9 protein-coding genes are annotated in these 4,249 nt (G+C 62.1%); 7 read left to right on the top strand and 2 right to left on the bottom strand.

The genetic code is table 11. The features are described from left to right. Positions 1 to 893: 893 nt before the first annotated feature. Positions 894 to 1,175, bottom strand: a complete 282-nt coding sequence (locus JOZ76_RS38500; RefSeq protein WP_366113764.1) for a hypothetical protein — start codon at positions 1,173 to 1,175, stop codon at positions 894 to 896. A gap of 106 nt (positions 1,176 to 1,281) precedes the next feature. Here JOZ76_RS38500 and JOZ76_RS36630 point away from each other — a divergent pair, with 106 nt between their 5' ends. Next, positions 1,282 to 1,476, top strand: a complete 195-nt coding sequence (locus JOZ76_RS36630) for a DUF3606 domain-containing protein (protein WP_291706246.1) — start codon at positions 1,282 to 1,284, stop codon at positions 1,474 to 1,476. On the opposite strand, the gene JOZ76_RS36635 is transcribed toward JOZ76_RS36630, so the two are convergent. Beyond that, complete coding sequence (locus JOZ76_RS36635) at positions 1,463 to 1,702, bottom strand: hypothetical protein (RefSeq protein ID WP_291706247.1); 240 nt, start codon at positions 1,700 to 1,702, stop codon at positions 1,463 to 1,465. The two genes, JOZ76_RS36630 and JOZ76_RS36635, sit on opposite strands and share 14 nt — an antisense overlap. A gap of 62 nt (positions 1,703 to 1,764) precedes the next feature. Here JOZ76_RS36635 and JOZ76_RS36640 point away from each other — a divergent pair, with 62 nt between their 5' ends. The 6 genes from JOZ76_RS36640 to JOZ76_RS36670 form a co-directional block, all read left to right on the top strand. Next, on the top strand, positions 1,765 to 2,034 hold the full coding sequence (locus JOZ76_RS36640) for a hypothetical protein (RefSeq protein WP_291706248.1): 270 nt from the start codon (positions 1,765 to 1,767) through the stop codon (positions 2,032 to 2,034). Between the two features lie 26 nt (positions 2,035 to 2,060). Then, on the top strand, positions 2,061 to 2,264 hold the full coding sequence (locus JOZ76_RS36645) for a hypothetical protein (protein ID WP_291706249.1): 204 nt from the start codon (positions 2,061 to 2,063) through the stop codon (positions 2,262 to 2,264). Positions 2,265 to 2,449: 185 nt separating this feature from the next. Continuing rightward, on the top strand, positions 2,450 to 2,674 hold the full coding sequence (locus tag JOZ76_RS36655) for a hypothetical protein (RefSeq protein WP_291706251.1): 225 nt from the start codon (positions 2,450 to 2,452) through the stop codon (positions 2,672 to 2,674). Next, positions 2,671 to 3,198, top strand: a complete 528-nt coding sequence (locus JOZ76_RS36660) for a thermonuclease family protein (protein WP_291706252.1) — start codon at positions 2,671 to 2,673, stop codon at positions 3,196 to 3,198. Before JOZ76_RS36655 ends, JOZ76_RS36660 begins: the two co-directional genes overlap by 4 nt. A gap of 9 nt (positions 3,199 to 3,207) precedes the next feature. Next, entirely contained in the window at positions 3,208 to 3,870 is a 663-nt protein-coding gene (locus JOZ76_RS36665; RefSeq protein WP_291706253.1) for an SOS response-associated peptidase, read from the top strand. 75 nt (positions 3,871 to 3,945) lie between these two features. Continuing rightward, positions 3,946 to 4,249: UvrD-helicase domain-containing protein (locus tag JOZ76_RS36670; protein ID WP_291706254.1), on the top strand; the 304-nt coding region annotated here is incomplete at its 3' end.

Below are 4,249 nucleotides of genomic sequence, written 5' to 3' on the forward strand. Positions count from 1 at the left end.
GTCATCTACCACACTCAGACGAGGGATGCTCCGTTTGATATGGTCGACGAATTGTTCGAACTTCTGGACGACACATGATGCCGGCGGCATTCTTATGAATGCACGCAACAAGCTGCGGCTTCCGATCTTGTCACCGCTCCTTCAGAATCCTGCCAGCAGATTTGAAGCTCGCTCTACCCGTCTTATCGGGAAGCTGGGCGTTCGCGGCGGACGGAGACGACAACAAACAGGCGAGCGATCGTGACAAGGTGCGGAGCAAATACGCGCGTGCGGCTCTTGGCATACTACTGGTGATCTGCAGTTCAGCATCGTCACGGCGGAGCTGGCGCGCCGCGAGGCGACCATGAAGCTCGGCAGCGTGCGGGGCCGACGGCGATCCAGCAGCGCAGCGAGATGCCCCAGGGATGCTCAACGTATCATTACATGCCCTCGTCGTGGAGCAAGAAGCGACCGTCGGGCGCAGCCCGTAAAAAGGGCAGCCGCAGGAGCGTCAGCATAGCGCCCCCTTCAGGCGGGACGCGGGACGACTGCCGTTCCGAGAGCGGTTAACAAGGCACCCGCAGGAGGGTCAGCAGCGCGCCGGCGCGGAACGCGACGGGACCCGGGACCGAGTGCCTCCGGCGAGGGACACATTGATGTGCGCGAGGGATCGAAGCCGAGGGCCGAGACGCTGCGCGGCTCGGTTTACGAGAGCCCGGTGCGGCGTCTGCCGCACGCGCAAGAGCTCAGCAAATGAACCTCAAGCCCTTTGGAGCACCACCTCTTCCCGAGTCATGGTCTGTGCATCGTAAATTCTGACCCGAAGCATGGGAAAACGCTTCTTCACGTGGGCAATTCGCGGGCAGCAGCAATCATCTCGTTCTTCTCGCACTAGTCCGATGGACCGCGATTGCTTAGCGTGAGTCGCGCAAATCGCGCCAGCCGGGCCCATCACGGTTGTGGATCGACGCGAGGGCTGGCTGTTGTGCGGCGACGAACTGATCACCGAATCTCGGGTAAAAAACCTTGACCTGGCCGTTCTGGAGTGAACCTGGCCGCGGTAGCCATCGAAACTTGATTTCGTCAATCCGGCGCGGCCCGTCCGGGACCTTGTCCACGGAGGATGCCAAGGCCGGTTCGATGAAGCCGGGATAAGCCGCCTTGATGCCGAGGACCTTCCTGCGCCGCGCCGCCATAACTCCACGCCACTGACAGGATTCAAGCCGAGCAGGTCGAAACGTTCCGAACGGCCGGAACCATCACAGTCCGTCGTGCATTGCGCAATGACAAGAGGAGGAGCCAATGGCGAAGGCTAAGAAAAAGACGAGCCGTGGACGCAACCAGGACCGGGCGCGTGTCGCGGGCGGACAGGATTACGAGGTCCGCTATGAGGCGAAAAAGAAAAACCGCTCAAAGGCGGCGGTGAAGAAAGCGGTCAAGAAGGTCGGCACCAGCCGCAAGCGCGTCGAGCGCGCGCTGGGCCTCAAGAAGAAATAACGGGCCGATCCCCTCCTCGTCGAGCAACCTCTAGAACGAGTCCGCCAGCGCGATCTCCGCTGTTATCGATCCGGCGCGCGGCTTCGTCCAAGCTCAAATTCGCCGCGAACTGCCCGGGCTGATACGCCTCCTCGGCGAGGCCCTTCAGGCGCAGCGCCTGGGCGCGGGTCATCGCCCCGGCCAGCCGCTCCGAGATCGCCCCGTATTTGGATGCCGCCGCTTTCATTTTCCGTCTCCCTGCATAGATCTGTAACTTGACTCTATGTTCTCTTTTTGTTCTAACAAGCCATGGACAACCGAATTAATGAAATCCGCCGCAAGATCAGCGTCTTGCGGACCGAGATGGTGCGCGTCGAGCATGCCATGCACGACCAGATCCGCCGTGATCTGGGCTGCACGGACGCGGCGCTAAAGCTGCTCGCAATGAGGAGACAGCTCGCGGTGCTGGTGGCCGACTGGAAGGCGGCCGGCGGCAGCACATCGCTGCCGACTATCGAGGAGCGGCTCAAGGCAAACAGCCGGCCGGCCAAGGCGCCGAAGGCCCTCGCCCGTCGCTGACCAACGACGTCCTCCCGGAGCGATCGATGGACCGCAATCTGGTTCTGCTCAATCGCAACATCGCACGGCTCCGGCGTGACGTCCGGCTACAGTCTTCCGAAATCGAGCAGCTGATCGCAGCTGATCTCGACTGTACTCCCGCGGCCCAACGCCTGATGCGGGCGCAGGCCGATCTCATTCTCTTCATCGAAAAGAGGGAGCGGCTCGTGGCGCCGGCCGTGCATGAGTGATGATCCGCGCCCCTTAAGGATTCTGGAATTGCGCGCAGAGATCGCCGAGCTCTCAAGCACCATCCGGCAGCTGCAGCGCTCAGGGCTCGACGATGCTGCCCCGCGCCTGCGGCTCTCAAGGAAACGAGCTGAGCTTGAGGATCTGAAGCGCCGCGCTAGTCAACGCGCGGAAGGAGACTGACGCTTTGGCCCATGAACCGGCGAAATTGTACGACGACAAGGCCGACGATCCGCCGCGGATCACGGCGCTCGCCAACATAGCATTTCAAATGATGCTGGAGGGTTATTACTATCGTCATGTCCAGGCCATCATCGTCGCGACCCACCAGTATCCGGAAGCAGCACTCGAAGTTCGCGAGTATTTTCTCACCAGCTCACACCGAGCTGGCTTAAGGCGGTTGAAGCGATGAGCATCCTACAAAAGGCAACCCTATTGACGCTCCTCTCATTTTGGAGCCCCGCTCTGGCTGGCGACCTGATCGGGCAAGCCAGCATCATCGACGGCGACACGCTGGAGATACACGGAACGCGGATCCGCCTTTGGGGAATCGATGCACCGGAGTGCAGCCAGTTGTGCCGTGACGAGGACAGCTCACTCTATCGATGTGGCGCGAGGGCCGCGAACGATCTTGATGCCTTTCTTGCGCGGCGCCCGGTAACCTGCACGCCCATGAACCTCGACCAATACGGGCGGACGGTTGCGGCCTGTTCGGTCGGCGGCGCGGATCTCGGTGAATGGCTTGTCACCAGTGGGCTTGCGCTGGACTGGCCACAATTTTCAAAGGGGAGATATGAGGCCGCCCAACACCATGCAGAACGCGCCGGCCGCGGAATCTGGCAGGGCAGTTATGTCGAACCATGGCTCTATCGAGCCTGTATCCGCGCCAGCGGAAGTCCGGCCAACTGTTCGGACGATGCAAACGCGCATCCTTAAGGGGCCTCCATGTGCAATCTCTATTCGATCACCACCAACCAGGCCGCGATCATTGCGCTGTTCCGCGTGATCAATCGCTATATCGGCAACCTGCCGCCGATGCCGGGCGTCTTTCCCGATTACCCGGCGCCCATCGTGCGCAACACCGATACTGGCCGGGAAAGGACCATGATGCGCTGGGGGATGCCGCCGCCTCCGCGGGCGGGGAATTTTCCCGTCACCAACATCCGCAATACCACATCGCCGCATTGGCGCGGCTGGCTGAAGCCAGAGAACCGCTGCCTCGTACCGGCGAATAGCTTTGCCGAATATGCGCCCGAACCCAACTCCGAAACGGGCAAGAAAGATGTTGTCTGGTTCGCGTTGAGTGAGCACCGACCGCTGTTCGCCTTCGCCGGCATCTGGACCGAGTTCAGAGGCGACCGCGGCACCAAGTCGAAGCCGATCCCGGGTCCGCACCTGGTTTACGGGTTCCTCACGACATCGCCGAACGCCGTCGTCGAGCCGATTCACGACAAAGCCATGCCGGTGATCCTGACCACCGACGAGGAGCGCGACGTCTGGATGCGCGCTCCGTGGGATGAGGCGAAGGCGCTGCAGCGCCCCCTGCCCGACGACGCGCTGAGGATCGTTATGCGCGGCGAGGACAAGGAGGACAAGGCGGCCGCCTGAGGCGCAGCACATAGGTGACCGCATTGCGGTTCCGAGGAGAATCATCGAGCGTGGGGCTCGAACAGGGGAACATTCGTGCTCGCGACGACGGCCGCATCATATCTTGAGTCGCTCAATCCGGAACAGCGTCGTGCCGTCGAGCACGGCGTAACCGCCGATGGTCATGTCGGAGTTCCCCTCTTGGTCATCGCTGGCGCCGGGTCCGGCAAGACGAACACGCTTGCCCACCGCGTCGCCCATCTGATTGTCAGCGGCGCTGACCCTCGCCGGATCCTGCTGATGACGTTTTCGCGGCGTGCCGCGTCCGAGATGTCGAAACGGGTCGAGCGGATCGCGCGCAAGCTCCTCGGCGAGCGGGCTGGCATCATGAACGAGGCGC

Origin of the sequence: Bradyrhizobium sp., from assembly GCF_019244115.1 — a bacterium.
Lineage (GTDB): Bacteria > Pseudomonadota > Alphaproteobacteria > Rhizobiales > Xanthobacteraceae > Bradyrhizobium.

What these genes read in the sequence shown, in the direction of transcription:
- JOZ76_RS36630 (WP_291706246.1), top strand. Translation starts at nt 1,282, where the DNA reads ATGGCGAAGGCTAAGAAAAAGACGAGCCGTGGACGCAACCAGGACCGG.
- JOZ76_RS36665 (WP_291706253.1), top strand. Translation starts at nt 3,208, where the DNA reads ATGTGCAATCTCTATTCGATCACCACCAACCAGGCCGCGATCATTGCG.
- JOZ76_RS36640 (WP_291706248.1), top strand. Translation starts at nt 1,765, where the DNA reads ATGGACAACCGAATTAATGAAATCCGCCGCAAGATCAGCGTCTTGCGG.
- JOZ76_RS36635 (WP_291706247.1), bottom strand. Translation starts at nt 1,702, where the DNA reads ATGAAAGCGGCGGCATCCAAATACGGGGCGATCTCGGAGCGGCTGGCC.
- JOZ76_RS38500 (WP_366113764.1), bottom strand. Translation starts at nt 1,175, where the DNA reads ATGGCGGCGCGGCGCAGGAAGGTCCTCGGCATCAAGGCGGCTTATCCC.
- JOZ76_RS36645 (WP_291706249.1), top strand. Translation starts at nt 2,061, where the DNA reads ATGGACCGCAATCTGGTTCTGCTCAATCGCAACATCGCACGGCTCCGG.
- JOZ76_RS36660 (WP_291706252.1), top strand. Translation starts at nt 2,671, where the DNA reads ATGAGCATCCTACAAAAGGCAACCCTATTGACGCTCCTCTCATTTTGG.